The 23,974-nt window shown below is 66.6% G+C and carries 23 protein-coding genes; 15 read left to right on the top strand and 8 right to left on the bottom strand.

The annotated features are described in order from the left end of the window. The first annotated feature begins 185 nt into the window (after window positions 1-185). Entirely contained in the window at window positions 186-794 is a 609-nt protein-coding gene (locus tag JNW91_RS00270; protein ID WP_309244165.1) for a helix-turn-helix domain-containing protein, read from the top strand. Window positions 795-843: 49 nt separating this feature from the next. On the opposite strand, the gene JNW91_RS00265 is transcribed toward JNW91_RS00270, so the two are convergent. Then, a complete protein-coding gene (locus JNW91_RS00265) occupies window positions 844-1,362 on the bottom strand; it encodes a phosphoesterase PA-phosphatase (RefSeq protein WP_238423965.1) in 519 nt (172 codons plus the stop codon). Window positions 1,363-1,788: 426 nt separating this feature from the next. Between JNW91_RS00265 and JNW91_RS00260 the strand changes: the two genes are divergently transcribed. The 3 genes from JNW91_RS00260 to JNW91_RS00250 are packed head-to-tail and all read left to right on the top strand — an operon-like array spanning window position 1,789 to window position 4,347. Further along, window positions 1,789-2,268 carry a hypothetical protein gene (locus JNW91_RS00260; RefSeq protein ID WP_203172919.1) on the top strand — a complete coding sequence of 160 codons (480 nt, stop codon included), beginning with the start codon at window positions 1,789-1,791 and terminating at the stop codon, window positions 2,266-2,268. Between the two features lie 11 nt (window positions 2,269-2,279). Further along, window positions 2,280-3,509, top strand: coding sequence for an MAB_1171c family putative transporter (locus tag JNW91_RS00255; protein ID WP_203172918.1), 1,230 nt, complete (start codon window positions 2,280-2,282; stop codon window positions 3,507-3,509). 7 nt (window positions 3,510-3,516) lie between these two features. Continuing rightward, window positions 3,517-4,347: an SAM-dependent methyltransferase gene (locus JNW91_RS00250; protein ID WP_203172917.1), complete on the top strand. Its 831-nt coding sequence runs from the start codon at window positions 3,517-3,519 to the stop codon at window positions 4,345-4,347. Window positions 4,348-5,307: 960 nt separating this feature from the next. On the opposite strand, the gene JNW91_RS00245 is transcribed toward JNW91_RS00250, so the two are convergent. Continuing rightward, the gene (locus JNW91_RS00245) at window positions 5,308-6,162 is read right to left on the bottom strand and encodes a hypothetical protein (RefSeq protein ID WP_238423964.1); all 855 of its coding nucleotides are present in this window, start codon (window positions 6,160-6,162) and stop codon (window positions 5,308-5,310) included. A gap of 1,175 nt (window positions 6,163-7,337) precedes the next feature. Between JNW91_RS00245 and JNW91_RS00240 the strand changes: the two genes are divergently transcribed. From JNW91_RS00240 to JNW91_RS00205, 8 genes are all read left to right on the top strand, one after another. Further along, entirely contained in the window at window positions 7,338-7,856 is a 519-nt protein-coding gene (locus JNW91_RS00240) for a hypothetical protein (protein ID WP_203172916.1), read from the top strand. Between the two features lie 79 nt (window positions 7,857-7,935). Beyond that, the gene (locus JNW91_RS00235) at window positions 7,936-8,658 is read left to right on the top strand and encodes a tryptophan 2,3-dioxygenase family protein (protein WP_203172915.1); all 723 of its coding nucleotides are present in this window, start codon (window positions 7,936-7,938) and stop codon (window positions 8,656-8,658) included. Beyond that, complete coding sequence (locus tag JNW91_RS00230) at window positions 8,655-9,824, top strand: aminotransferase class V-fold PLP-dependent enzyme (RefSeq protein WP_407664221.1); 1,170 nt, start codon at window positions 8,655-8,657, stop codon at window positions 9,822-9,824. Before JNW91_RS00235 ends, JNW91_RS00230 begins: the two co-directional genes overlap by 4 nt. Beyond that, entirely contained in the window at window positions 9,821-11,056 is a 1,236-nt protein-coding gene (locus JNW91_RS00225) for a tryptophan 2,3-dioxygenase family protein (protein ID WP_203172914.1), read from the top strand. Before JNW91_RS00230 ends, JNW91_RS00225 begins: the two co-directional genes overlap by 4 nt. Further along, entirely contained in the window at window positions 11,053-12,288 is a 1,236-nt protein-coding gene (locus tag JNW91_RS00220; protein WP_203172913.1) for a nitric oxide synthase oxygenase, read from the top strand. Before JNW91_RS00225 ends, JNW91_RS00220 begins: the two co-directional genes overlap by 4 nt. 8 nt (window positions 12,289-12,296) lie before the next feature. Then, complete coding sequence (locus tag JNW91_RS00215) at window positions 12,297-12,788, top strand: hypothetical protein (RefSeq protein WP_238423963.1); 492 nt, start codon at window positions 12,297-12,299, stop codon at window positions 12,786-12,788. A 14-nt stretch (window positions 12,789-12,802) separates the two neighbouring features. Beyond that, the gene (locus JNW91_RS00210; protein WP_238424001.1) at window positions 12,803-14,440 is read left to right on the top strand and encodes an oxidoreductase; all 1,638 of its coding nucleotides are present in this window, start codon (window positions 12,803-12,805) and stop codon (window positions 14,438-14,440) included. A 768-nt stretch (window positions 14,441-15,208) separates the two neighbouring features. After that, window positions 15,209-16,324 (top strand): tyrosine-type recombinase/integrase, encoded by a 1,116-nt coding sequence (locus JNW91_RS00205; protein ID WP_203172911.1) that lies wholly within the window; start codon window positions 15,209-15,211, stop codon window positions 16,322-16,324. On the opposite strand, the gene JNW91_RS00200 is transcribed toward JNW91_RS00205, so the two are convergent. The 3 genes from JNW91_RS00200 to JNW91_RS00190 form a co-directional block, all read right to left on the bottom strand. Next, window positions 16,321-16,467 carry a hypothetical protein gene (locus tag JNW91_RS00200; RefSeq protein ID WP_203172910.1) on the bottom strand — a complete coding sequence of 49 codons (147 nt, stop codon included), beginning with the start codon at window positions 16,465-16,467 and terminating at the stop codon, window positions 16,321-16,323. The genes JNW91_RS00205 and JNW91_RS00200 overlap by 4 nt on opposite strands. Window positions 16,468-16,938: 471 nt before the next feature. After that, the gene (locus JNW91_RS00195; protein WP_203172909.1) at window positions 16,939-17,589 is read right to left on the bottom strand and encodes an NAD-binding protein; all 651 of its coding nucleotides are present in this window, start codon (window positions 17,587-17,589) and stop codon (window positions 16,939-16,941) included. A 117-nt stretch (window positions 17,590-17,706) separates the two neighbouring features. Continuing rightward, window positions 17,707-18,078 (bottom strand): ArsR/SmtB family transcription factor, encoded by a 372-nt coding sequence (locus JNW91_RS00190; protein WP_203173024.1) that lies wholly within the window; start codon window positions 18,076-18,078, stop codon window positions 17,707-17,709. Window positions 18,079-18,209: 131 nt separating this feature from the next. Between JNW91_RS00190 and JNW91_RS00185 the strand changes: the two genes are divergently transcribed. Further along, window positions 18,210-18,878: an FAD-dependent oxidoreductase gene (locus JNW91_RS00185; RefSeq protein ID WP_203172908.1), complete on the top strand. Its 669-nt coding sequence runs from the start codon at window positions 18,210-18,212 to the stop codon at window positions 18,876-18,878. Further along, a complete protein-coding gene (locus JNW91_RS00180) occupies window positions 18,875-19,246 on the top strand; it encodes a hypothetical protein (RefSeq protein ID WP_203172907.1) in 372 nt (123 codons plus the stop codon). The genes JNW91_RS00185 and JNW91_RS00180 overlap by 4 nt, the downstream gene beginning before the upstream one ends. A gap of 169 nt (window positions 19,247-19,415) precedes the next feature. Here the strand turns inward: JNW91_RS00180 and JNW91_RS00175 are convergent, their stop codons facing one another. The 3 genes from JNW91_RS00175 to JNW91_RS00165 form a co-directional block, all read right to left on the bottom strand. Next, entirely contained in the window at window positions 19,416-20,066 is a 651-nt protein-coding gene (locus tag JNW91_RS00175; protein ID WP_238423962.1) for an arsenate-mycothiol transferase ArsC, read from the bottom strand. An 83-nt stretch (window positions 20,067-20,149) separates the two neighbouring features. Next, window positions 20,150-21,226 carry an ACR3 family arsenite efflux transporter gene (gene arsB / locus JNW91_RS00170; protein ID WP_203172906.1) on the bottom strand — a complete coding sequence of 359 codons (1,077 nt, stop codon included), beginning with the start codon at window positions 21,224-21,226 and terminating at the stop codon, window positions 20,150-20,152. Further along, window positions 21,223-21,582 carry an ArsR/SmtB family transcription factor gene (locus tag JNW91_RS00165; RefSeq protein ID WP_203172905.1) on the bottom strand — a complete coding sequence of 120 codons (360 nt, stop codon included), beginning with the start codon at window positions 21,580-21,582 and terminating at the stop codon, window positions 21,223-21,225. Before JNW91_RS00165 ends, arsB begins: the two co-directional genes overlap by 4 nt. A gap of 200 nt (window positions 21,583-21,782) precedes the next feature. Here JNW91_RS00165 and JNW91_RS00160 point away from each other — a divergent pair, with 200 nt between their 5' ends. Beyond that, complete coding sequence (locus JNW91_RS00160; RefSeq protein WP_203172904.1) at window positions 21,783-23,882, top strand: PhoX family protein; 2,100 nt, start codon at window positions 21,783-21,785, stop codon at window positions 23,880-23,882. The last annotated feature ends 92 nt before the right edge of the window (window positions 23,883-23,974 follow it).

The raw sequence follows: 23,974 nt of genomic DNA, 5'->3' as shown, positions 1-23,974 counted from the left end.
CGACGCAGGGGTGCCGCGTGACGGCAACCGCAGCGGCATGTGCCCCGCGGATTTCTGCCTGGCGAAGGCTCTCCGGCGCGCATCGCGCATCCCCCCGATCCCGCTTCTTCGATGCGCTGCCCGTCTCCGATCCGGCATCGCCGGTTCCGCCAGGTGTCGAAACAACGGACACCTGTTGCAACACTATGGTTGTCCGATACCGTGTCACTGCCACAGCAGTGGCCGTGCCCGAGCAAGCTTCGCACCGGGCGGCACGGCTCCGCAACTGTTGTGGTCGAAAATTCACTTTGCGCCACGATAGTGGCGCGTCGAGGAGTTGGGGAGTGACCATGACGGACTCTGGGGGTGGGCCAGGGTCGCACCCTTCGGCTGGGCCAGGCTCTGGAGGCTCCACGTTCGCGGGTCGACTCCAAGCTCTTTTCGACGAACGCCTGAACAAGGATACGGAGAAAAAGTTCACGCCGGAGGAGGTCTCCGCCGCCACAGGCCTGTCGGTGTCCTATTTGAACTATCTTTTGAGCGGCGAGCGGGACAACCCCACCATGAAGAACATCCAGCGTCTGGCTGACTTCTGGGGTGTTAGTCCGAGCTACTTCTTCGACTCGGCCGAGCCTGCCGGCCATGCTTCGGCTCCCGAGGTGGACCCTGACCTCGCTCAGATCACAGTCCTGGCGCGAAACCTACCTCCCGGCATGCCAAGGGCTACCTTGCGGGCGATTGTCGAGGGGGTTGCCGCTTTGGAGGCGCGGCGGAACCCCCCGCCGCGTCGCGGCGGTCGACCCGGATCGGCCTGACGCGCCTGAACTGAACGGCAAAGCTCCTGGTGCGTGGACATGCCGTCGGTCAAGCCAGCACAAGGAATATCGGCATCGAGATGACCAGGCCCGCGCCGGTGCCAGCCACCACCTGAGCAGGCGTGTGGTCGCGCAGCCGGATGCGGGACCAGCCGATAAGGGCTACGACCGGAACAGCGAGAAGCAGCAGCGGTGGACCAAGCACGCTCACCAGCACGGCGGCCGAACCAGCCGCGACTGCTGCGTGCACGCTGATCTTCCAGAGGAGGTTGACCGCGGTCAAGGTCAGTCCAATCGCGAACGTCGCGACGACCAAGGCTGTCAGCGGACGCGGCGCGCCGAGGCCAACCATTATCGCAATTCCGCCCAAGACCGACAACAGACCCCACATCATTGGTGCTCGGCGCTGCTCTCTACGCCCGACGTGCCGGTCGGTGAGCTGACCCCGGCGGACACCGAGCCAAACGACGCTCGCTGGAAAAACCGAGCAGAACAGCGCAGCCGTCAGGCCCCAGGCGAGTCCGATGCGAGCAGTGGCTGCACTTTGGATCCCGATGACGATCGGCATAGCACCCGTGAGATGGGTCGGAGCGAACACCTCTGTCGCGACGCGCGCCACCCTGTCGGCGAGTTTGGGCCGCTGGGGCAGGTCGATAGTTACGTTCAAGGGGTAGGCCTCTCCGTGGACGCGTCATCATCTCGGTGGGCGCGTGCGAAGTGCGATTCGCCCCGTTTGGCGATGCTTCAGGACACTCGTTTGTGAAGCTCCATGGCTGCAAGCGGTAGAGGGGGTGCCTCCGGAGCGTGTTGGTGGCTATGCTGCCCCCTTAGCGTCTCACCACTATTGTGGTCGGCTCTTGAGCGTAGTCACTGAGCGGCCACTTAGTGGGGCCGGGGCGCTGCTCGGCGCACGGTGTGCCTCGGCGCGCCCGCCTCAGGAGGTGAAGGTATGTGGCGGCGGCAAGAGCGCCGGGCTGAGTGGTTGCTCCGTCGGGTGGCGGTTGAGCTGCCCGTGCCGTTGACGGTTCAGTCCTTGATTGCGGCGCTGGAGGCTGCACGAGACCGTCCGATTCAGCTGGTCGCGATGACATCTCAGACCTCGACCCTGCCGTGTGGCCTATGGGTGGCGACGCCCGAAACGGACTACGTCCTCTACAGCAGGGCGACGTCGATGGTCTTGGAGGTGCAGACCCTCCTGCACGAGCTCATGCATATGGCACTGGATCATATAGGCAGTCCTGTAATAGACGGGGCCGGCGAGGTCATGGCTGAAGTGTTCAGCGTCGAGGGCGTCGACTCTGTGATGGCTCGATCGCCGAGGACCTATGACCAGCAGCAGGAGCGAGACGCTGAGGTGGTCGCGACATACCTCGGGGCGCGGTTGGATGGCCTGGGGGATGTCGTCAACGTCGCTGGCCTTCACGAAGACGCCGCGGCAGTGGTGTACCGCATTGCTGCAGCTTTGACGGACTAGACGGGGTCAACATGCTGGTGGCGATCGGTCATATAGTAACTGCGGTGCTCGCTATGGCGGCGTTTCTGGTCAAGCTCGGAGCGCTGAGGCGAGACCCTGAGGATCCCAAAATTCAGGCGAGCGTGGCTATCTGCCTTGGCTGCGCAGTGGCCGTCATCGTGGGCTGGGCGCCGGTGTATACCGCAATCGATCAAGCCACCGGTATACCGAACGTCACGAAGATCCTGGAGAACGGCTCCGTTCTGGTAGTTGCTGCTGCGGTGCAGATATTGTTTCTATATCTCGGTGACCCGGAGGAGGCCCCGCGCCGGCTCCGGGTCCGGTTGGTTCTGCTTACCGCCGTACTTTGTCTGATGGTGGCCATGTTCGTGGCGGCCGACGTCGCTGTGTCCGAGCCTCTGCGCTTCGCGGAGAGGTATGCGGAATTGCCGGAAATTGGCATTTATATGCTGGGTTATTTGATTTGCCTAGCTGTAGCAATTGGCGACATTTTGCGAATGTCGATCCGCTATGCGAAGTTCGCCGAGCGACGGCTGCGTGTCAGTATGAGGCTCCTCGCGATTGGCGCCACTTTCGGTGCCGGATACGTAGTGCACAAAGGGCTCTTCATCGCCTTGAAGCTACGAGGCGTCGATCCTCCGTGGTCTGAACCGATCGTGTCGCAGGCGCTAATCACGTTGGCGCTACCGCTAGTGTGTATCAGTCTCGTGCTCTCGTCCGCATGGAAATTCGCTGATGCGGTGCGAGCGCTGCCGCGTCGACGTCGCCTGTACCGGCGATTACATCCACTGTGGTACGCCCTCTTCCAGGCGACGCCTACTATCGCGCTTGACCCTCCTCGTAAACCCGAGCGGGCTAGAGGTGTACTGCTGAGCGCTGGACAGCACTTGTATCGGCGATGCGTAGAGATCGCCGACGGCCTACAAGCGCTCGGCCCGCTGGACCCAGGAGTCATTGCTGAGGCGAAGCGAAGCGCGGCAGGCGCCGGTTACAGCTTCGACCGGGCTGCGGCGGCTGGCGAGGCAGCGGCAATTCTGGTCGCCATGCAGAGGCTCAATTCACCGGCAAAAGCCGGGCCGGAACTGCAGGAGGAGCCCGGTCTGGAGCCGCAGGAATCGCGTGTTTTACATCCGGATGTCGAGGCCGATGCGCAGCGGCTGGCCTTGGTATCGGACGCGCTCGTCGAGCTGCTGGCAAGGGATTCCAACAGCCGCGCGGTAGTGCCCGCGCATCGAAAGTAGGAGAATCTTGACTGACCAGCGGACTGCTGCCGGCGGCGTGGACTTCGGTCGCGCCACGGTCGCCCGTATCTACGACTACCTCCTCGGTGGTGAGAGGAACTTTCCCGCTGATCGGGCGGCGGCGCATCAGCTCCTGCAGGCCGTCCCGGAGGCTCGGGATATTGCCTGGTCGAATCGCCTGTTCCTGCGCCGAGCCGTACATGTGCTGGCCGAGACCGGCATCCGGCAATTCCTGGACCTAGGCTCGGGCATTCCTACTCAAGGTAACGTTCACGAAGTCGCGCTAGCAATCGCTCCAGACAGCCGGGTACTCTACGTCGACATCGACCCAGTCGCGGTTGTCGCATCCAACGAAATCCTAATGGGCGGCCCGCACCGCGCGCTGGAAGGCGACTTCACCCAGCCTGAGCTTCTGCTGGACACCCTCAGCGACAGTGACCTAGCAACGGTGATTGACCTGAACAGGCCAGTCGCCGTGCTCTACTGCGCGGTGCTCCAGCAAGTGCCCGACAATCGGATAGATGCCGTTATCGCACCCATCCGAGACCAGCTTGCTCCAGGAAGCGCGATGGTCATTTCGCACCTGAGCGCCGTCGACGTAACCGACGCCTATGACGAGACAACCGTCTCCACGGCAAAGAGTGTGTTCAAAGCACAAGCGGCCACCGAAATCACACTCCGAACGGACGCGCAGCTCGGCGCCCTGTTTGGTGACTTCACCATTATGGCACCCGGACTAGTGCCACTCAGTGATTGGCGTCCAGAGTTGAGTGGGCCCGACCCCTACTCCACTGCACCGACTCGTTCGCCGATGCACGGAGCCGTCGCTACCCGCTGACGCCTGATCGCCGGATCTGACGAGCTACCGGTACTGGTCGAGGTACCTCCGTGGGACCAAAGCTGTCCGATCGATGACGTAGTGAGGAGCGAGCCGGGAACCGCGGAGTTTTGAGGCTTGGCGCTCCCATCTCTCATCGATCCAATGAGCTAGGCCAGATGTCGGTGGCTCCGGCCATAATCGCCCTTCGTGAGTCTTGGTTCGGGATGCCCCAACTGCGTGCAGCTCAACAGCCGGCGACCGTCACCTGCCATCTACGCGGCCGGGATACGGTTGGCACGGACGCGCGCCACATATCGCGCCCGTACCTGTGGACGGCTGCTCGCCGATCGCTACGATGGGCACGCTGGGACGGTTTAGCACCGGTCATCGCATTGTCGGTGCAGGCGTTCATACTCGTGGTATGTCATCTCTTGCCGCTAGCCCGTGTTGTGGCGCCACCGGCGGTCGACGCCATTTGGCTTCGGTCTACGCCGCAGGGATCAGGACGACTTACACCAGCACCACCATGTTGGCACCGCGAGTTCTGGTGGTTCAGGGTCGCAGCGTAACGAGGTCGACGACGGGGCTGGCGCATCTCCTGCGGCCGCCGGTCCAGCCGCAGTCACCTCGCCGGCCGATGGTGGTGGCTTGGATCTGCTGCGGGTTGCTGTGTCTGCTCGCGTACGGCGTTGTCGCAGCGCCGGCAGCTGACCGTGCTGCATGCGCCCTGATGATGGGCCTCGTCGGTTCGGTGGGTGCTCCTGCGGCGGCTCTCGCACTGGCTCGGTCGAGTAGCTGCGGCAGCGGCACGCTGGCTGGCCGTGCTTGGCAGGTCTGGCAGGCGGCATCGTGGTGCGGGCAGTGCGGGCAAGCGACACTTCCCGTGCCGTGGGCGGGCCGAGAGGTCGTCGTACCGGGGGTGGCTGTGCATCACGCCGTCGAGGAGATCGCCGCCGGGCGGCTGCCGGCGCAGGCTGTCTACCGCTGAACGGGCGTTGTGGTGGCCTGTGCCCATAGGTCACGTAGTGGTGCCCACGAGGATGCCAGATCAGCCCAGTAGCAGGTGAAGACTCCTGCGATGGGCTTCGTGGGGTCGCTCCACCAGATGGCGGCCACGACTTGTCCTGCCCGGTTGCCGGTGGGAATTCGGTAGGCGTACTCGATGTACTGCATGGTGCGGCCGGCCGCGGTGCTCTTCAGCGTCGGAGCCGCCGCGCCTGCGGCCAGTGCGGCCGCGTACGCTGCCTGACTGCGGTATCGGGCTTCTGCGGCCTCCCGGTCGGCGAGGTTGCGGTACGTGATCCAGTAACTGGTGACGATTCCTGCCGTGCAGCGGGTTCGAGTCGTCTCGCCGTTGCCGCGCTGCGCTTCGCTGATGGCATCGACCGAGCAGCCTCCGATCGTGCCGAGCCAAGGTCCGGCGAAGTCCGCGATTTCGGGCGTCGGCAGGGTAGCCCGGTTGACCGTCGCTTGGCGTTGCGCGAACGCTGCGCCAGCCGACGCGGTGGGCGCCGTGGTTGTCGGCGTGTGACGCGGCGGTGGCACGACCGTGTAGTGCAGGCCGAATCCGATGGACGCGCCCGTGAGCAGGGCCGCTAGGGCGAGCGCCGCAGGTCCGCGCCGCCATCGCCTCCGTCGGCCGCTTCTGTCGCCGGACACCAAGGACCGTCGCTGGTCGGAGTCACGGGGTTGCGGGCCGGTGCGGATGCCGTTGTCAGGTCGAGTAGCGGTGCGGCGAACGGGTTCGACCGCAGGCACCCGGCCGGGCGCGGTGGTGGGGACGTCCTCGATCGAGGATGGCCAGACCGCCCGGTCCGGGTGCTGCGTCGTCACTGGCTGCTCCTTCCGCCTGCGTCAGCTGGGCCAGCTTGTGCTCATCGTGGCTTGCGGCGGCCGGCCCGCAGCAGCGCGACGCCGACGATGAGGGCCGCGCCCCCAGTGGCCGCGATCGGAGCGATACTCCCGCCGGTCACCGGGAGCGACGGCGCCGACGATCCTGCGGTACCGCCATCGCTGCTCGGCCGGTCGCCACGGTCCGTGGCACCCCCGCCGGGCTGCTGCGGAGTCCGCCCCCCGCCTGGCGCACTGCCCGACGGCCGAGGACTCGCCCGCGTTGGTTCCGGCGCGGGCGGGGAGTCGGGCGGGGGAGTACTCGGATCGGGCTCCGGCGGCGCGGTGGTCGGATCGGGCGCGGGAGTGGTGGGGTCGGGCTCCGGCGGAGGATCGGTCGGGTCGGGAGCACTGCTGGCGGTCGGCTTCGACGCCGAGGGCTCCGTCTCGACGGCGGACCGTTGCGGCTTCGGCTTGTCAGGACCGGCCGTAGCGGTCGCCGAACTCGAAGGGCTCACCTCCGCCCTCGCCGGTGACGCGGAAAACGCGCCGATCGTCGCAAGGGCGAACGCCGAAGCCGCCAATGCCGCAAGGCGTTGCCGCACCTGCGATTCAGGCTGATTCACGATCTATTACCTCCCCGTGTTGCACGTTCCTGGCCGGCGGTCATGCAAACTTCCGCCGCATCCAATGGCGGATTGGACGCTAGCGTTTCCACCACCAGGGCACCAGCTTCACCATCTCCGCGATCTACCTTTATAGCCACTGTTTGTGCAGCTCAACATGGCTGCGGCTGGCCGATGTGGTTGTTTGGTATGCGGCTAGGTGTAGTCGCATTGGTAGACACGCACAAAGGTGCTGTGGTGGATTCGATGCCGAACAACCCAGTCCTCGACAACGGGGGAGGGACATGGGTTCGGGCTCGCCGCCATATTGCGGTGGGCTGATGCGCTGCGCCCCCAGATAGGTGCTGCCGAATGAACGGTCGAGCAAACCAATCCATCTCTGGCATGAGGGGCAGCCGAGAACGGCAGGAAGCTCTCGCGCTGATGCCCTCTGCCCACGGCGCAGGGCACCGCGTCAGCCTGCCCGCTCGCCGAGCTGCTGCGGCTCTTGTCATGCTCCTCGGGCTTGCGGCGTCGGCACTGACCAGTTGCTCGGAGGCCGACGGCACGTCCGTGACCGCGCCGGTGGCGTCGTCCAGCACCGCCGGGTTCGGCACTGCTGGGACATCCACGGGCCCGCCAGCAACCTACCGAAGCGTTGACGAGTTGTGCCCTGCGCTGGATTTCCGGCCGCTGAGCGAGCTGTTCGGCCCGGTGGGACAGCAACAGCAACAGAGCCGTCCGGTCGGTGCCACCACCAACCTGACATGTACGGCGACGCTCGGTCAACTGCCCGGAGGCGTCGTCGTGACCGTGGCGGCCACCATCGGGGCGCCGGAGGCCGGGCGGGTCATGTATGAGGGACTGCGCCGCGTTCATAACGAAGCCGAGTCCGTTCGGGACATCGCGTCCCTGGGTGCTGGTGCCTACGCGTACACCGACGCGGCCGGAACCCACATCGTCACCTACGACGCCAATCTCTACCTCACGCTGACGGCCGCGCCGCTGCGCCTCAACGCAAACCCGGACCCCGCCCTGGTGGAGCCGACGTCCCGCGTGGCCGCGTCCGCGTTGTCCGCGCTGCGCGGCTGACCCCTACCTCACGCCAAACCCGTACAGCGTTTCCGCCGGGCCGCGGCGTAACCGATCCGAACCATGCGGAGGACCACCCTTGTCCACGACACCCCTGCCCGCAGTGCTGCCCGGCACCGCAGCGACCGACTACGCCCGCTACATGCGTACCGACGTACTGCTCTCCCTGCAACGCAGCACCAGCGAGGGGGCGCACCCCGACGAGCTGCTGTTTCAGGTTGTCCACCAGTCCTCGGAACTGTGGTTCAAGCTGATCTACGACGAGTTGGCGCGCGCGCTCGACCACATCGCCGACGACCACCCCGGCGCGGCCGAACTGCTCATCCAGCGGGCGGCGCAGAGCCTGCGGCTGGTCACCCAACAAGTGGACATCCTGCGGCACCTGCACCCGATGCAGTTCGCGTCCTTCCGCGCCGAGTTGGGCAACGGCTCCGGCTTCGAATCGCCCGGCTGGAAACTGCTGCGCCAGGCCACCACCGAACTCGACATCGCGCTGAGCCGGCTCCTGGCCTCACTCGACCTCACTCCGATCGACCTATACCGCGGACAGCCATCCGACCCGCTGTACCGGCTCGCCGAAGCGCTCGTGTCTCTCGACGAGCAGATCGCGCTCTGGCGCACCCAGCACTACACCATCGCGACCCGCATCATCGGCCACGGCGTGCTCGGCACCCGCAACACCCCAGTCGACAGCTTGAGCCGGCTCATCTCGCATCGCTGTTTCCCCACGCTCTGGGAGGCGCGTACCGAGCTGACCGAATCCAGCCCTCGCGGTCGCCAGAGCAGGCAGGCCCAGCAGTGAGCGCCACAGCTGTCCCGATCCCAGCAGGCATCCGCAGCCGATTTCCGAGCCTGGAGCAGACGGTGCACCTGGCCGCGTGCAGCATCGGCCCGCGCAGCACCGCAATGGATCAGGCGCTGGCCGCGATGCTGGACGACCTGTCCCGCCCCGGCTTCTGGAGCGCCGCCGAGGAACAGGTGACCGACGCTCGGCGCCGATTCGCCCGACTCATCGGCGCCGACGTCGACCAGGTCGCGATCCTGCCCAACGTCAGCGTCGCCGCCCACCAAGCCGTGTCCACACTGCGCTGGCGGCGCCGCCGCGAAGTGCTGACCACCACCGCCGAATTCCCTGGCGTCGCCCACGTATGGCTAGCCCAGCAACCTCGTGGAGCGCGAGTGCGCTGGTGCGGCCCCCGCGCCGGCCGGGTCAGCTCCACTGACTACCTGCGCGCCATCACCACCGACACCGCGCTGGTATCCGTGCCCGCCGTTACCCATCAAGACGCGACCCGCCTGGACATCCGACGCGTCGCAGACGCCGCCCACGCCGCCGGCGCCGCCGTGATCGTCGACGCCTACCAGGCCGCCGGCGTCATGCCCTTGCACGTCGACGCGCTGAGCTGCGACTACCTGATGGCCGGCACCGGAAAGTACCTACTGGGCCTACCGGGAATCGCCTTCCTCTACGCGCGCCACCCCAACGGACCCGCCCCGACCCTGACCGGCTGGCTCGGCCGCATCGATCCGCACGCGTTCGACGCGACGCAACTCGACTTCCCGGCGTACGCCCGCCGCCTCGAGACCGGCACACCATCGGTGCCCGCGGCGTACGCCGCCGTGGCCGGGCTGTCGCTCATCGAGGACCTGGACCTGACCGCGGTCCGTGAACACACGCAACGGCTCCTGGCCTGCGCCGCCGACCGGCTCACACGGCAAGGCGAGATCGTGGACCTGGCGCCCAGGGAGGACGAGCGAGGCGCGCACCTCACGCTGAGGGAACCACGCGCATGGGCGATGGCCGCCTGGCTTGAGGACCAGGGCATCGCCGTCGCCCCCCGCCGTGGCGTCGTACGCCTCGCCGTGCACGCCTACACCAACGCAGGCGACATCGACGCGCTTTGCGACGCCATCGCCGAGTACCGAGTCAAATCCCGCAGTGGGACGCCGATCGGAGCATCACGGTGACCAGCGCGCAGCCCCTGCACCGGTGGCTGGCGCAGCGCCGCCCCTCGGCCGACCGCTTTCCCTTCGACGCGGTCGTGACCGCCTACCAGCACTACGGCAAGCACTTCGTCCCCGACGAGTGGACGCAAGCGCTGATCGCCGCAAGGGACCGGCTCCCGCAGCTCAACGGCACCAGCACCACCTACCTGTCCGCGTTCCTCTCCGGCGCGCTCGACAAGATCGACGGCACCTTCGACTACCGGTCGTACCTCGGGTTGGCTCTCCTGCCGATACCCGACGCGAGCCAGGGTTCGGGCGCGGCAGCGCAACAGCTCGCCAACCGCGACCGCCTCCACGCGATCCTGCTGACAGACCTCATCGCCTTCGAGCTCCGAGCTGCCCACGACCAAGCGCCGCTTCCACAACTGCGCCCGATACCGCCGGTGGCAGCAAAAAGACTCCGACACGCGCTCCGCGCGGTGATGCCAGCACTGCGGCGCCTGAGCTTCGTCGAGGACACGACGGACCCCTCAGAGATCGCTCAGCTGCGACGCGTGACCGCCGCCGTCAACGTGGACCTCACCGCCGAGGACCGACGTGCCCTGCAGGTCAGCATGCTGCCGGTACACACGATGCACGACGAGTGGATGTTTATTCGCGTCTTGCAGGCTTTCGAGACGACCTTCGCGTTGCTGGCGACGGATCTCACCGAGATCATCGACGCCGTACAGGCCAGCCGGATGCCGCTCGCCGCGACCAGATTATCCGCAGCGGCGTCGCTGCTGCGCGAGAGCGCTTCGCTCTGGCCGCTGCTGGCCACGATTCAGCCCGAAGCGTTTCACGCCTTTCGCCCGTACACCGACGGCGCGAGCGCCATCCAGTCCCGCCACTACAAGATGCTCGAATCGCTGTGCCGCACTCCTGACGGCAAGCGTCTGAACTCTGCGGCGTACCTGTCCGTTCCCGAGGTCCGCACGGCAGTCATGCAAGGCCAGGTCAGTCTCGATGACGCCCTGGCGGCGGCTCGGCGGTCGGCCTCCAGCGACACACTCCTTGCCGCCGCGATGCGCGAGTTCACCGCAGCGATCACCCAGTGGCGCCAGACCCACTACCGCCTCGCCGTGCGCGTCCTCGGACCCGAGCGCAGCGGCACCGGCTACACCCAAGGAACCCCCTACTTGCACGACGCCCGCAACGAGCCGGTCTTCCGCCACCACCCACCCGCCGACCCGGACGCCGGAGTCGACGGATGAACACCGCAGGCGTCGCCAACCCAGCTATGTCCACGACGCGCAACTCCGTCCTCGACGAAGCGCACGCGTTCCTCCGCTTGCTGCACCATGAGACCGGCCAAGCGGGGTTCACCCGACGCTGGCGCGATGTCCGCGGGGAAATCGCCACCACCGGCACCTGGCGGCAGACCACCCATAAATTGACCTACGGCGCCCGGGTAGCGTGGCGCAACTCCGCCCGCTGCATCGGCCGACTGCGCTGGCAGAGCCTGCAGGTACACGACCACCGCCACGCCACCGACGTCCCCGGCGTGCAGCGCGCACTCGTGAGCCACCTGCATCAAGCAACCAACAACGGCCGCATCCGGTCAACCATCACCATCTTCCCGCCCGTCCCGGCAGGCGGCCCCGCGCCCGTACGAATCGTCAACCCGCAGCTCGTCCGGTACGCCGCCTGGACCGATCGAGGACACATCCTCGGCGATCCCGCCAATCTCACATTCACGCGCCTGGCCACCGCCCTCGGCTGGCCCAGCCCACCAAATCGCGGGCCGTTCGACATCCTGCCGTGGATCGTCGCCACCGATGACGGCCACCTACACGCGCTACCCGTCGACCAGAGCGACATCCTCGAAGTTCCGATCCAGCACCCGCAGCACCGCTGGATCGCCGACCTCGGACTGCGGTGGCCGGCGGTACCCGTCATCAGCAACATGCTGCTCTCCATCGGCGGCGTGCAGTACCCCGCCCCGTTCAACGGCTTCTTCATGGGCTCCGAGATCGCCGCCCGCAACCTTGCCGACGTCGACCGATACCACCAGATACCCGCCGTCATCGACGGCCTCAAGCTCGACGAGAACGACCGTCTGCGACACGACAAAGCCTTGCTCGCGCTCCAGGAAGCAGTCCTGCACAGCTACGACCGCGCCGGCGTGACGATCACTGACCATCACCGCGAAAGCGAGCACTTCGCGCGGTTCGTCCGCCGCGAAGAGGCCGCCGGCCGCACCGTCGTCGGCGACTGGACCTGGTTGAACAGCTACCCCATGACCCCCCAAGACCCGTCCTGGAAGCGCTACTACAGCCCGGCCGCCCTCCGGCCGGCCCTCTGCCCCGATCCCGGCGCGGCCATCCCCGCCGCCGGGACCGGTCTGAAGGTCCCCCACACGGGCTCGACGGCAAACGTCGCCGAACCCAACCACGAGCGCGCCGCTCCCTCCACGGCCGCTGCCGTTTGTCCCGCAAGAAGCTAGGAGGAGCAATGCCAGCATCCATCCAACCGCCGCCCGAAATCGATCAGCAGCCGGCGACCGGCAAGATCCGGCGGACCCTGTCCGCCGTCGTCGGCCTGATGGTCATCGCCACCGGACTGGCCGTGGCGGCGGCACCGGCACAGGCAGCGACCGGCTGCCGCAGTGCGCCCTACAGCGCCAGTTTCGGCCTGGCCGACAACTTCATGGTCTTCGACGGCGTGGAGGTCGCATCGGCACCGCGCACGGGTACCTACCGCACCACGAGCCAGTGCCGCGACATCCAGGTCAAGAACACCGGAGACGGCGGCAGCTGGGGCGCACCCTTCCATGCGTGCGTCGTCTACTCAGGCCGGGCGACGTGCGCCAACGGCTGGACGTACGTACCGCCGCGGCAGTGGAGGAACTTGGCCACCAACGTCAAGGACGGCACCCGTTTCACCATTTGGATCAGCGTCAACCTCGGCACCTACAACGGCGCGTCCGCGGTCGGTGACTGGTGAACCAGCCGCTGACTATGCCGACCGATCAACCTCGGCCGGGCGGCGAACGGGAGGCAGCGTCGGGACTTCGGTCCCGCGCTGCCCTCCGGGCAGCCAACGACACCCGACAGGCGCCCATCGACGCGCGTGGCAAAATCGCCGTGATCACCGGCGCCAACGCCGGCATCGGCTACCAAGCCGCCCGTCAACTCGCCGCAGCAGGAGCAACCGTCGTCCTGGCCTGCCGGCACCCCGGCCGGATGGCAGAGGCGGCCCGAGCCATCCGCAAGGAGTGTCCCAACGCCGCAATCGATGAGGTCAGCATCGACCTGGGAAGTCTTCGTTCCATCAGAGCCGCGGCCAGTGCGATCATCGACAGCCACCCACACGTCGACATCCTGATCAACAACGCGGGGGTGATCGGCGAGCCCGGATGGCGAACCCTCGACGGCTTCGAATCCTGCTTCGGTGTCAACCACTTGGGCCACTTCGCGTTGACTGGGCTCCTGCTGGACAAGCTGATCGCCGCGGCTGACGCGCGGATCGTCACCGTCAGCAGCACCGCCCACCGCGTCGCGCGTCTGAACCCGCAAGAATGGCCCAGCCCACAGAACCCCAACATCTACCACGCCTACGCCGCGAGCAAACTTGCGAATCTCCTGTTCGCCTACCACCTCCACAGCCTGATTGCCGCAACCGGAGCCCCGATGCGCAGCATCGCCTGCCAGCCGGGCTGGGCAGCAACACGGCTCCTGTCGCCCCGGCCGCGAAGCCCGAAACACCGAGCAAGCGTGGCGGCCCTACAGGCAGTCGGCGCCATCATCGCTCAGCCGGCAGAAGACGGCGCGCAGCCCTTACTGCGCGCTGCCACTGCCGACGTTCCGTCCGGCGTATACCTCGGGCCAAGCCGTTGGTGGCGGACGCGAGGTCCCGCCGCAATCGAGGAATCCAGCGCTAACTCGCACGATGCGCAGGCGGGCCGCCTGCTGTGGGACCTGTCGGTCGAACTGTGCGGTGTGGACTACTCGCCTCTAGCGGGGTCCACGGCAGCCGGCCTCACTCTCGATCTTCCCGGAGATCGCGGCGCCTCCGAACAACGGAAAGTGCCTAAGCAGCCGGACGTGAGAACAGAACCATTGGTCCTCCCGGATGGTGAGGTTCTCACTGTGCGACCCTTCACCGCAGCAGACGTTGGGGCAGTGGAGCAGCTGCACCGAAATTGCTCAAGCCGAAGCCGCCATCAGCGCTACATGGGAGGATCATCGCCCACGCCGGAGAAACTGCGCCGCCTGCTCGATCCATCACAGGGCCTCACCCTCCTCGTGTCTGAGGACCGATCAGATCACGGCCAGCAAATCATTGCTGTGGCAAACCTGATCGCTCTAGGTGCTGACGCAGAGGTCGGTCTCCTTGTGCGAGATGACTGGCAGCGGCGCGGCATCGGGACAGGCCTGCTGCGGCGCCTGCTGGACTACGCACAGAAGTCCGGCAGAAGGGCCGTTGTCATGCATATCCAATCACAGAACACGCCGATGCTCCGCACCGTGGCTCGGGTCGGCCGTCGATCTGAAGTCAAACGAGATGGTTCAGTTGCTTCTCTACGGATTCCCTTGACTGCGGCTTCTAACTCCGGCAAAGGCAACAAACCGCAAGGACGAGCAGCATCAGCGTAGGGGGGCGATGCTGGCAGCTGGCCGTGCCCGGCGTTTGCCGAGGCCGACCCGACCAGCGGAAGGAGAGGGAGCAAATCGGCAGGCAAATCACTAATGTCCTAGGACGGTCTAACGCGTGTTAGGCAGTTCATGATCGCGAGAGGGCGCTACGCCAATTTTGGTTTTCGAAGCGAACTTAATCAGGGCCTACCAATAGGGTGATGGGGGCGGCGTGGCGCTTCCCTGCGAGAGAGGCCCCTGCGGTGCCGCGAGCCCATGAAGAACGGGGGGAGGCGAAGAAAGTGGGAGGAGCGCCTCCGTCAAGCGAGGATTGGTCCAATTGGGAGGTTGGCGAATTTGGCGATCAACGCGGCTTGGGTGACGCTGAGGCCACCATTCGGGCGCGCCATCGAGGCTTCCCCATCGCCGACCTAATCGAAGAAATAGAGAAATCGCCATTCTACTATTGCGTTACCCCTATTAACGATCGGGGCCGTTTGGCCGACCGATCGGCGCTCCGCCTTATGCAGTGGAGCGCCCTTCAACCAGTCGAATACCAGATGGAACCCGGGTCCCTCCGCGTGACAAGGTCAGGTTCAGGCAGGTGGACAGTCACCCGGCAAGGCCACCTGCACATCCCGTCAAGCGTCCGACTCGCCGTCGGAATCAGGCCGATAGATCGCCTCCTGATGGTGGCGGACCTGCGAAGCGTGGAACTCTGGCTATTTACGATGAATAGGCTTGACCGTGCGCTCGGGCTCCAGCAATCTCTGAGAAAGGTGACAGAGCATGGCTGACGACGTAGCTAGACGCCTGGGAGGCGGTGCGGAGTTGGAGGCGGTGCGGTTTTTGATCGACCGGCTGGGGGTGAGTGCCGAAGAAGTCTTCAAAGGCGTTACGCCGTCGCGAGAAATCCCAACTTTTGACGAGCATATCTCAAGGGTTTCCGGCGCTGTCGCCGAAGGCACGCGGCGGGTATATGGGACTTACTGGCGAAAAATTGTAGAGGTTTGGGGTGACCGGCGCATAGACGAGCCCTCCCCTATGGAGATAAGGCACCTTGCCGAATTCATCAAGAAAAACGTCGTCGTACGGCGGAATTCCCGTGGCGGACGAACCGCAGTGGAACATTTCATATCTGCCATGCGTTGCCTATACAGTTACGCGGTGGCTGATGGGCTGATTTCGGAAACGGCGAATCCCGCAGCGCGGGTCGCCAAGCCTCGTCGCCTTGCAAGCACTCGCCGGGCACTTTCTGATAATCAGTTGGCTACGATAAACAAGATAGTGGCAAATAGCGGAAATGATCCCCGGCTTGATTCGATTCTGCTCAGGCTTCACGAGGAGACGGCCTGTAGGCGAGGTGGCGCTCTCGCACTTCAACGAGAAGACTTAGACCTCGACGGCTGTCTCGTGCAACTGCGAGAGAAGGGTGAGACGGTGCGGTGGCAGCCGATCTCGCCAACGCTGGCCCGTTCGCTTGCGCAACTCAACAAAGATCGAGGCTCTGGCGGCCAGTTGCTGAGGTATCGGAATGGGGCACCGATCACACGCCGTCGTTACGACTACATCTGGCAACGGTTAGGCAAATCGCTGCCTTGGATCGCTGCGCAGCAAGTCAGCACTCACTGGCTCCGCCACACGACTCTGACCTGGGTAGAGCGCAACTTCGGCTATGGCATTGCTCGCGCTTACGCTGGGCACGACGGCAGGTCTGCCGCCGGGACGACAACGACCTACGTTAAGGCGGACATATATGAGGTAGCAAGAGCACTTAGCGCGCTTTGCGGTGAAAAGCATCCGCTAGCCGCTGAGCTTGCCTCCGGCACTGTACGACCACGGCTCCCACGAGATTCCGGCGATGCCCCGGCCGCACCATCGTGGCTGGGTGAGCCCCAGTTTTAAGTGGTTTCGCGATTGGCAATCCAGATCGTCTTCGAGGGCATCCGGCGCTCTTCCTGCTGGCGGTTGTCGGCAACCAGGAACGTCACCGCCGGATCAAGTTCCAACCGGCCGTCGGCCCGCAGGCCAGCGACGAGGGCCACCATGAACGGTTGGCCGGACTCGTCCGTGTCGTCATCCGTCTACTCGACCCAGCGCAGGAACCCGCCGCTGGACAATGCGAGTCCGACGCCTCGTCCCCGGTTGCCATCAGGTGACCCTTTCGCGGCGCCGACCTGTCGACCATCTCGACCGTGTACGTCCAGGCCGGAATGCGTCTGACGGTAAGCCTTCCTACGCGGCTGCTGCTGTCACCGTCCGCACGTGGGACAGGTTTCCTATCTGGCGGACATGTCGACGAAGGAGAAGCGCACCCGCCCGTCTGGGCTGCTCTACGACCCCCCGCGAGGCTGTCGGGAACATCGACCTCGCCGACCGAGACGCCCTAATGGACGGCCTCGCGATGACGTACGGCGATTCGACGTGGGTCGACTTGGAGCGCACCGCCGAGGAAATCTACGACCCAACGACACCGCCCGAGGAGTTCGGGTGGCGATGAGTGAGCCGGCGGCGAGGAGTCAGCACTGCCGATTTCCTGGGTACGGCGGAGGCGAGAACCAGGTCGGCGGCGTCTTGTTCCGCCGGTAGAAGTCGGCTTGCTCGCGCCCCTCGCTGGCCGCCAGACCACACAGGATCTCGCCGGCGGGTATGTCGTCGCGGCGTGCGACGACGAACGCGCCGCCGCGCAGCCCTTCGGTGGGCGTCACCTCGCCCACGGCTGCCGCCACGAACGCCGGCGCTGCCAGCGCTCCATCCGACACCACCGTGCAGTACGGCAGTTGCGCGATGCCCTCACTCAGGCTCGTGTTGAACATCCGTACGACGATCCGCAGGCCAGGGTTGAGGCCGTGCGCCTGCAGGGCCGCCTCGATGTTCGCGACATCGTTGCGCCCGACAAGGGCCAGGGCGTCCGCCTCGTTGAGCTTTGCCGACCGGTAGGCGTCGGTGTCCGGCCGTTCCGATTCGATGATCCTTACGCCGTCGAGCTTGGCGATCCGGCGGCCGTCGGTGGACGCCCGGGAACGCATGATTACCGTGACGGCCGGCTTGTGCCGGTTGATCAGTTCATCGGCCAAGCGGTAGGCCAGGGTGTCATCGCCACCGATGACAAATCGACGTGTGTCGTCGGCACCTACCGGGACGTCGGTAGACGCCGGGGTGACAGCCATGCCGCCGATCGTATCCAGTGCGGACAAGGCCGCCCGGCTGGCGAGGCTGTGGGAACCTGTTGAGCGTTGACCGCGCGCGGGGTCAGCCGGCGTGGTGCCAGTCTTCGACGGTGTCGGTCAGCGGGTCTTTTTCGTCGCCCGTTTGCGGGGCGGCGTCAACAGCTCGGCGATCGCGGTGATCGCCGACGGCACCAGCCGGTAGTACGCCCAGACGCCGCGCTTGTCGCGTTCGAGGAGGCCTGCCTCGGTGAGGATCCGAAGGTGATGACTCACGGTCGGCTGGGAGAGCCCGAGCGGCGCGGTGAGGTCACTGACGGACGCCTCGCCCTCGGGAGACGACTGGATCAGGCTGAGCAGTCGCAGCCGGGCCGGGTCGGCGAATGCCTTCAGCACTCCCGCGAGCCGCTCGGCGTCGGCACGCTTGATCGGCTCGCCGGCAAGAGGCGAGATGGCAGGTGTCGTCATTTCTGCAGTTCCCACGTCATGCATCGTTGCAGCAACACCCCCGCTAGACCGGTGCGACGAGGCCATGATCACGGTGAGGCTCTCGGGAGAGGCCCTTCCCGCGCCCGTCCGGATCGTGTCGGCATGATGATCTGAACAGCGGGGGAGGTGCCGGGGTGCCGGGAACGTGTGATGTGGTGGTCGTCGGGGGCGGGCAGGCCGGTCTGGCGGCGGGCTATTACCTGCGCCGCGCCGGCCTGGAGTACGTCATTCTCGATGCCCAGTCGCAGCCCGGTGGTGCGTGGCGGCATGGCTGGGACTCGTTGCGGTTGTTCTCCCCGGCTCCGTACAGCCCGCTGCCGGGGTGGGGGATGCCCGGCCAGGACGGTGAGGAGTTCCCGAGCGCCGGGCACGTCGTGGATTACCTGCGGGCCTACGAGCAGCGCTACGACCTTGCGGTGCGTCGGCCGGTCCGCGTGCAGGAGGTGTGGCCGGCGGGCGAGCTTCTGGCGGTGCAGACCGACGCCGAGATGTGGTCGGCCCGATTCGTCATCTCCGCGACCGGGACGTGGCAGTGCCCGTACCTGCCGGACGTCCCGGGCCGGGAGGAGTTCGGTGGCCGGCAGTTGCATACCGTGGACTACGCCTCGGCGCTGGAGTTCCGCGGGCAGCGGGTCGTGATCGTTGGCGGGGGAAACTCCGGGGCGCAGATCCTGGCCGATGTATCGCGGGTCGCCGAGGTCACCTGGGCCACTAGGCGTCCGCCACGGTTCATGCCGGACGACGTTGACGGCCGGGTGCTGTTCGATCCCGCAAAGCCGCCGGTGGTGCCGGTGGCGGGGTGAGCGACTTGGGCGACATCGTGATGGTGCCCAGTGTCCGCGACGCCCGCAAGCGCGGAATGCTGCACGCCCGTTCGATGATCGCCCGGCTCAGCGCGCGCAGCGTGTGCTGGGCCGACGGCACCGAACAGCCGTGCGACGCGGTCATCTGGTGCACCGGGTTCCGGCCGAACCTCGCCCACCTCGCGCCACTGCTGCCGTCCTATGAACAGGAGGGTGTGGCTACCAACGGTACGAGGTCGGTGGACGAGCCCCGGCTGTACCTGCTGGGGTACGGCGACTGGACCGGGCCCGCATCTGCCACTCTGGTTGGCGCTGGCCGTACGGCAAAGGCCACGGTCGCCGATATCGCCGCCCGGCTCCGCCCATAGAGACGCCATTGGCTGGCAGGACGCCGTTGAGTGGGGGAAGGCGGCTGCGGCCTATCGGGCTGTCAGCCGACGATGTGGCGGCGAGGTTCGCGTTGGGCGGATGCTGTACGGCAGGCCGGTCATGCCTGCCCGAACTTGCGGTCTACCAGACGCCGCTCGATGGCCGGGATCAACTCGTGGTGAGGGTGAGTTCGTCGATCAGCGCTCGTACGCGGGCGTCGATGTCGTTGCGGACGGTCCGGACGAACGGCAGGTCCCTTCCGGCGGGGTCGGGGATGTCCCAGTCGAGGTACCGCTTGCCGGCGAGGACTGGGCAGGCATCCCCGCAGCCCATGGTCACGATCACGTCGCTCGCGCCGAGCACGTCCGACGTCAGGGGCTTGGGGTACGCCCGGCTGACGTCGACGCCCCATTCGCCGAGCGCCTCGACGACGTTGCGGTCCAGCCCGTTCGCCGGGTGCGAACCCGCGCACCGCACGTGCACCCTGCCTTGCGCGTACCGGTCGGCGAGCGCGGTGGCGAGTTGGGAACGGCCGGCGTTGTAGGCGCAGAGGAACAGCACCGCGGGTACCGGTTTGTCGATGGTGCCTTCGACCTGCGCCAGGGCGGTGAGTCGTTCGGTGGCGAAGTTCTCCGTCAGTGCTGGCAGGTGGGTCTGGAGGCGGACGGTGCGGTGTAGGTACATGTAGGACTCGAAGACGTACCGTTCGACGGTCTCGGGGCCGAATACGCCGGTGAACCGGCTGGAGAGCCGTTTGGCGATTTGCCCGAGCACGTAGTCGACATCCCGAGTGTCCATTCCGTCGAACGGCCCGTCCATCACGTCGTCCTTAGGGTGTAACCGCTGGTGGGCGAGGTGGGCTGATCGGGGCAGGGCCGCTGCCGGCAACTGCCTGCGCTCGGCTAGGCATTGGCGACCTGGGTGGGGAAGAACCGGCGGCGGGCGGCGAGGCTGACGTAGACGAGGGCGACCAGGACCGGTACCTCGATCAGTGGTCCGACGACTCCGGCGAGGGCCTGGCCGCTGGTGACGCCGAACACTCCGATCGCCACGGCGATGGCGAGTTCGAAGTTGTTGCCGGCGGCGGTGAAGGCGAGCGTGGTGGTGCGTTCGTAGTTCAGGCCGATGGCCCGACCGATGGCGAACGAGCCGAACCACATGATCGTGAAGTACGCGAGTAGGGGGAGCGCGATGCGGGCGACGTCCCAGGGCTGGGCGGTGATCGCGTCGCCCTGTAGGGCGAAGAGCAGCACGATGGTGAACAGCAGCCCGTACAGGGCGATCGGCCCGATGCGGGGCAGGAACTTCGCCTCGTACCAGTCGCGGCCCTTGGCCCGTTCGCCGAACTTGCGGGTGAGGTAGCCGGCGGCGAGGGGGATGCCGAGGAAGACCAGGACGTTGCCGGCGATGTCCCATCCGGAGACGGACAGTCCTGCCTGCTCCAGGCCGAGCCAGCCGGGCAGGACGGTGAGGTAGAACCAGCCGAGCAGCCCGAAGGCGAGGACCTGGAAGACGGAGTTGAGGGCGACCAGGACGGCGGCGGCTTCGCGGTCGCCGCAGGCGAGGTCGTTCCAGATGATGACCATGGCGATGCAGCGGGCCAGGCCGACGATGATCAGGCCGGTGCGGTACGCGGGCTGGTCGGGCAGGAGCAGCCAGGCCAGGGCGAACATGACAGCGGGACCGATCAGCCAGTTGATCACCAGGGAGGAGATCAGCAGGCGCCGGTCGGAGGTGACAGTGTCGAGGCGGTCGTAGCGGACCTTGGCCAGGACCGGGTACATCATGATCAGCAGACCCAGGGCGATGGGTACGGAGATCCCGCCGACCTTGACGTGGTCGAGGGCGTCGTCGAGTCCGGGGATCAGCCGGCCCAGGAGCAGCCCGGCAACCATGGCGGCGCCGATCCATACCGGCAGGAGCCGGTCCAGCGTGGAGAGCCGGGGCGTGGTGCGCGCTGGTGTGGCCAGTGTCGTCATGTGCCTGGTTCCTCTGTTGGTTGCTCAGTGGGCGCGTCCGGGCCGCAGGGCCGTCTGCCCTCGGTGCCGGTGGGCGCGTGGTCGGCGAGGGCGGCGATGCTCGCACCGAGTGCGCGGATCGCTTCGGGCCGCAGCCGGTAGTAGGTCCAGTAGCGGTGACGTTCGGTTTCCACCAGCCCGGCCTGGCGCAGCGCCCGCAGGTGGTGGCTGATCAGCGGCTGCGTGACCCCCAGGTCTTCGACCAGGTGGCACACGCACAGCTGCTCCCGCGCCAGCGCCTGCATGACCTGCCAGCGCAGCGGGTCAGCCACCGCCCGGAGTGCCGCGAGCTGGGCTTCATCCGTATCAACTCTCATTGAATTAAATCCTCGCTGATATGGATCCGATCGTCAACCTGCCGGTGGTGCTGAGTGAACGATTCGCGATCGTGAAATTTGATGTCCATGTCGCGTTCATCCGTTGAAGGCTGGTTCGTCGCCTCGGAGTTCGCTGGCGGTCTATCTGACCTTCCTAGCGTCCGCAGGTGTCCGTATCTCCGATCTTCCCTGGAGGACCGATGACGGCCTCGCCCCGTCCACCTCGTTCGCTGCCACTACTGCCCGGTCACGGCGGTCGCAGTGCGATGACCTGCCTGTACCGCTGCGGGAACGCCTGCTCGCACGCGGCGCCCAATAGCTCGGACAATCCGTACTTCGGTGACGTGGTCAACGCTGAGGTGTCTCGTCGCGGCCTGCTGCGCGCCGGCTCCCTCGGCGCTCTGGTCATCGGCGTCGGCGCCGCAGCTCTGGCTACCGATGCCGCCCCGGCGCAGGCCGTGGCTCCGGCGGGCCATACCGGGCCCCGCCCACCGATCAACGGCGCAGGGCTGACGTTCAAGCCAATTCCGCCCAACACCCTGGACACCGTCATCGTGCCCAACGGCTACGACAACGCGGTCATCCTCCGGTGGGGCGACCCGGTCGTGCCGGGAGCGCCGGCCTTCCGGGCCGATCGGCAGAGCGCCGCAGCGCAGGCCACGCAGTTCGGCTACAACAACGACTGGCTCGTGACCCTGCCGCTGGACCGGCACGGCCGCCGGGCGCTGTTGGTGGTCAACCACGAGTACACCAACGAGAACCTGATGTTCCCCGGCTACACCACGCCGGAGGCGCTGACGGTGGAGCAGGTCCGGGTGGCGATGGCCGCCCACGGGCTCAGTGTGGTGGAAATCGAGCGTGTCGGTGACACCGGGCAGTGGGTGCCGGTGACCCGCGGGGCACGGCGGTGGAATCGGCGGATCACCGCCGGCACACCGATGCGCTTCACCGGCCCGGCTGCCGGCTCGGCGCTGCTACGCACCGCGGCCGACCCGTCCGGCACCATGGTCCTCGGCTCGTTGAACAATTGTGCCGGCGGACTCACCCCGTGGGGCACGATTCTGTCCGGCGAGGAGAACTTCAACCAGTACTTCGTCGGCGGCGACGCCGTCCCCGCCGGGGCCAAGCCTGCCCTGACCCGCTACGGCATCGACACCGTCAACCGCTACCCGTCCGGGTCACGCAAGTGGGAGCGCGCCGACGCCCGGTTCGACCTGAGCGCCCACCCGAACGAGGCCAACCGGTTCGGCTGGATCATGGAGCTTGACCCTCACGACCCGAACTTCACCCCGCGCAAGCACACGGCACTGGGTCGCTTCAAGCACGAGGGCGCGGAGATCATCCTCGCCCGCGACGGGCGGGTCGTGGCCTACATGGGCGACGACGAGCGCTTCGACTACCTGTACAAGTTCGTCTCGGACAAGAAGCTGCGCCGGGGCGACAAGCCCTTTGACCGGGCACACAACATGACCCTGCTGGAGTCGGGAACGTTGTACGTCGCATCCTTTGGTTTCAGCTCCGCGCCTGAGATCGACGGCTCGGGCACGCTGCCCGCCGACGGGGCGTTCAACGGCACCGGCCGGTGGATTCCCCTCGCCCGAGGCCGGCAGTCCCTGGTCCCCGGCATGAGCGTCGATGAGGTCCTGGTGCACACCCGACTGGCCGCCGACGCGGTGGGTGCCACGAAGATGGACCGCCCCGAGGATGTCGCGCCGAACCTGCGCACCGGCAAGGTGTACGCCGCGTTGACCAACAACACCCGCCGTGGTGCTACCGGGCAACCGGCCGCCGATGAGGTCAACCCTCGATCGAACAACCGGCACGGCCACATCCTGGAGATCACTGAGGACGGCGGCGACAACGCGGCGACCACGTTCACCTGGGCGATTCCGATCGTGTGCGGCGACCCGGCCGACCCGTCGACGTACTTCGCCGGTTACGACAAGACCAAGGTCAGCCCGATCTCCTGCCCCGACAACCTCGACTTCGACGCCCACGGCAACCTGTGGATCTCCACCGACGGCAATGCGCTCGGCTCCAACGACGGCCTGTTCGCCGTGCCCCTCGACGGCCCCGAACGCGGACACGTGAAGCAGTTCCTCACCGTCCCGGTCGGTGCGGAGCAAGCGTCGGCGTCCCTGAGCGACGACAACCGCACCGCGTTCGTCTCCGTCCAGCACCCCGGCGAGATCGATGGTGCGAGCATGGACAACCCCGCCTCCACCTGGCCGGATGGTGACTACGCCCGTCCAGCCGTGATCAGCGTCTGGCGCGTCGACGGCCGACAAATCGGTGCCTGACCCCGTCACGTGAGCGGGCGCCCGGACCACCACGTCCGGCGCCCGGACCGTGTCAACTCGTGCAGTCCGTCCTTGCGCTCAAGGGCTTTCTG

This window comes from Micromonospora parastrephiae, assembly GCF_016802865.1.
Lineage (GTDB): Bacteria > Actinomycetota > Actinomycetes > Mycobacteriales > Micromonosporaceae > Micromonospora > Micromonospora parastrephiae.
This window is presented reverse-complemented; position numbering and strand designations above follow the sequence as displayed.

Coding starts and splice junctions, on each gene's coding strand:
- JNW91_RS00270 (WP_309244165.1), top strand. CDS start 186: ATGGTTGTCCGATACCGTGTCACTGCCACAGCAGTGGCCGTGCCCGAG.
- JNW91_RS00265 (WP_238423965.1), bottom strand. CDS start 1,362: ATGCCGATCGTCATCGGGATCCAAAGTGCAGCCACTGCTCGCATCGGA.
- JNW91_RS00255 (WP_203172918.1), top strand. CDS start 2,280: ATGCTGGTGGCGATCGGTCATATAGTAACTGCGGTGCTCGCTATGGCG.
- JNW91_RS00220 (WP_203172913.1), top strand. CDS start 11,053: ATGAACACCGCAGGCGTCGCCAACCCAGCTATGTCCACGACGCGCAAC.
- JNW91_RS00215 (WP_238423963.1), top strand. CDS start 12,297: ATGCCAGCATCCATCCAACCGCCGCCCGAAATCGATCAGCAGCCGGCG.
- JNW91_RS00210 (WP_238424001.1), top strand. CDS start 12,803: ATGCCGACCGATCAACCTCGGCCGGGCGGCGAACGGGAGGCAGCGTCG.
- JNW91_RS00205 (WP_203172911.1), top strand. CDS start 15,209: ATGGCTGACGACGTAGCTAGACGCCTGGGAGGCGGTGCGGAGTTGGAG.
- JNW91_RS00200 (WP_203172910.1), bottom strand. CDS start 16,467: ATGGTGGCCCTCGTCGCTGGCCTGCGGGCCGACGGCCGGTTGGAACTT.
- JNW91_RS00195 (WP_203172909.1), bottom strand. CDS start 17,589: ATGGCTGTCACCCCGGCGTCTACCGACGTCCCGGTAGGTGCCGACGAC.
- JNW91_RS00190 (WP_203173024.1), bottom strand. CDS start 18,078: ATGCATGACGTGGGAACTGCAGAAATGACGACACCTGCCATCTCGCCT.
- JNW91_RS00175 (WP_238423962.1), bottom strand. CDS start 20,066: ATGGACGGGCCGTTCGACGGAATGGACACTCGGGATGTCGACTACGTG.
- arsB (WP_203172906.1), bottom strand. CDS start 21,226: ATGACGACACTGGCCACACCAGCGCGCACCACGCCCCGGCTCTCCACG.
- JNW91_RS00165 (WP_203172905.1), bottom strand. CDS start 21,582: ATGAGAGTTGATACGGATGAAGCCCAGCTCGCGGCACTCCGGGCGGTG.
- JNW91_RS00160 (WP_203172904.1), top strand. CDS start 21,783: ATGACGGCCTCGCCCCGTCCACCTCGTTCGCTGCCACTACTGCCCGGT.